The following is an 823-nucleotide window of genomic DNA, read 5'->3' on the forward strand; positions in this document are numbered from 1 at the left end:
CGTCTTCGCCAGTTCAGCGGCAACGTCCTTCGCGATCGGCTGACGCAGGCGTGCGGCACGCGAGTCGGGACGAGGTTGGTCGTTCTGGCCGAGGCCCGGCAGGACCAGCGCGGCCGGGGCGGTGGTCGTGGTGCCCATCAGCCGATCACCACCGGAGCACCGTTGGACCGCGAGGGCACGACCGGGGCCGCTGTCGGAATCACCGGGCGAGACACCACCGGTGTCACCGGAGCAGCCGGCGCCGGGTCAGCAGGCAGCGGGACAGACGGAGCCGGGGCAGGAGCAGGCTCCGGGACGACCGGAACCACGGGGGCCGGTGTCGAGTCGATCTCCGCCTCGGGCGCGTTCTGTTGCGCTGCAACGGGTTCCGGCGTACCGGAGTCAGTGGTGCCCATCCCGGAGAACGCCATCTTCGTCAGGACGGTAAACGCGACCGCCGGTAGCGCGGCGAGTCCCTTGGACACCAGGGAATCACCGGCCTGCGACACCTGCGCGCAGATCGACAGCACGCCGGACCCGATGAGCAGCGCGACGGGCAGGCCCACAGATCCGCCCTTACGCCGCTTGCGGCGGATCTCCAACAGCGCGTACGTGGGCATCAGCTCGGACGCGACCGCGTTCGCCCAGCCGAACCAGTCCTTCGTCCCGGCCGGCAGCTCATGCATCGTCCAGTCATGCATGTGGGTGAACGAGGCGGCACCGGCCATCGCGCCGATCGCGGCCATGATCAGCAGCCGGGCGCCGTCCTCGAACCGTTCCGTCACCTTGATTCTGGGTGTGGTCATCGGGTGTCGCCTCCTCACGTGCTGCTCTTGCGGACGGG

At 69.7% G+C, this 823-nt stretch carries 1 protein-coding gene; it reads right to left on the reverse strand.

Features of this window, described 5'->3' with window-relative positions:
* Positions 1 to 137: 137 nt before the first annotated feature.
* Positions 138 to 785, reverse strand: coding sequence for a hypothetical protein (locus tag Aru02nite_RS36310; protein ID WP_203665088.1), 648 nt, complete (start codon positions 783 to 785; stop codon positions 138 to 140).
* Positions 786 to 823 lie beyond the last annotated feature (38 nt).

The organism is Actinocatenispora rupis (genome assembly GCF_016861975.1).
Lineage (GTDB): Bacteria > Actinomycetota > Actinomycetes > Mycobacteriales > Micromonosporaceae > Actinocatenispora > Actinocatenispora rupis.

Excerpts from the sequence above, each read along its gene's own strand:
- Aru02nite_RS36310 (WP_203665088.1), bottom strand. The coding sequence starts at position 785 with ATGACCACACCCAGAATCAAGGTGACGGAACGGTTCGAGGACGGCGCC.